Consider the following 1,533-nt stretch of genomic DNA (forward strand, 5'->3'; position numbering starts at 1 on the left):
TATGTGCGCCCGGCATGCATATGAACTATAGGGTGTAAGTCCCGAACCCCGAAGACAGAAGTAGAGGTTAGCCAAGAGCAAGGGTGTCCGTGGCGACGCGGAATCTGAAGGAAGCTGGAGGCAAAACACCGGTCCGAGGAACACGAACCACATAGAAGGCTAGGTATGATTGGATGAGTTTGCATATCAAAATAAAGTCCTTTCTGTCGAAGGTCATATCGAGTAAATGAGGCGGATAGATGGTGTGAAAGTGCATGTGCTTACCCGGGGAGGTCTGATGGAAACGTGAAGTACCCTTCATAAATTACTTGGTGACAAGTAGCTGAACCATCAGAAGTCAGCAGAGGTCATAGTACGATTGGGTCTAGAACTAATCGGAAGGACTGAACAACTAAGAGAGAATAGCCCTTGGCATTCCATCTTGAATGAATAAACACAGAAAACAGAGAAACCTCACGCTTAGAAAGTAATGGTGAAGTCCATGAGGGTATTTGCGGAGGGTGCAGTTCAGGTGGGCATAAGAAGACAAGCTATTCACGGAAAGGAACGAAATGGTGATGTTGAATCAAATTCTAGCACGTCCGAATATGATACAAGCATTAAAGCGAGTGGAAGCGAATAAAGGAAGCCAGGGAGTAGACATGATGCCCGTACAAACCTTACGTCAGCACATCCTCGAAAACTGGGAATCCATTAAAGCACAAATTCTAGCGGGAACCTATGAACCGCAACCAGTACTTCGTGTCGAAATCCCGAAACTAGACGGCGGTGTGCGTCTATTAGGAATCCCAACCGTGACAGATCGTTTGATTCAACAAGCTATATCGCAGATATTATCAAAGGAATATGACCAAACTTTCTCGGACAACAGTTATGGATTCCGTCCAAATCGGAGTGCTCATGACGCAGTCCGAAAAGCGAAGGGCTATATGAAGGAAGGATATCGTTGGGTTGTAGATATGGATTTAGAGAAATTCTTTGATAAGGTCAATCACGACCGATTAATGGCAACATTAGCGAAAAGAATTCATGATAAATCATTATTAAAACTTATCCGTAAATATCTCCAAGCTGGTGTCATGATAAATGGAGTTATTTCAAGTACAGAGGAAGGAACACCGCAAGGTGGACCATTAAGTCCACTTCTTTCTAATATCGTGTTAGATGAGTTGGATAAAGAATTAGAGAAACGTGGTCATAAATTCGTTCGCTACGCAGATGACTGCAATATCTATGTGAAGAGTAAACGTGCGGGAGAGCGTACAATAGCAAGTGTACAGCGATTCGTCGAAAGTACACTACGCTTGAAAGTGAATGAGTCCAAATCAGCGGTAGACCGACCGTGGAATCGAAAATTCTTGGGTTTTAGTTTTTCACACCATAGAGAACCAAAAGTTCGAGTGGCAAAAACAAGCCTTGAACGAATGAAGAAGAAAATACGAGAAATTACCTCTAGAAAGAAGCCATTTTCAATGGAATACCGTATCGAGAAACTAAATCAATATTTAATAGGATGGTGCGGATATTTTGCGC

Annotated in this window: 1 protein-coding gene; it reads left to right on the forward strand. The window is 42.9% G+C overall.

Translation table 11 applies throughout. The features are described from left to right. Positions 1-554 precede the first annotated feature (554 nt). A partial coding sequence (gene ltrA / locus ACVYAD_RS24935; protein WP_476428283.1) for a group II intron reverse transcriptase/maturase occupies positions 555-1,533 on the forward strand: 979 nt, incomplete at its 3' end.

The sequence above is a fragment of the Lysinibacillus sp. G1-3 genome, assembly GCF_056322905.1.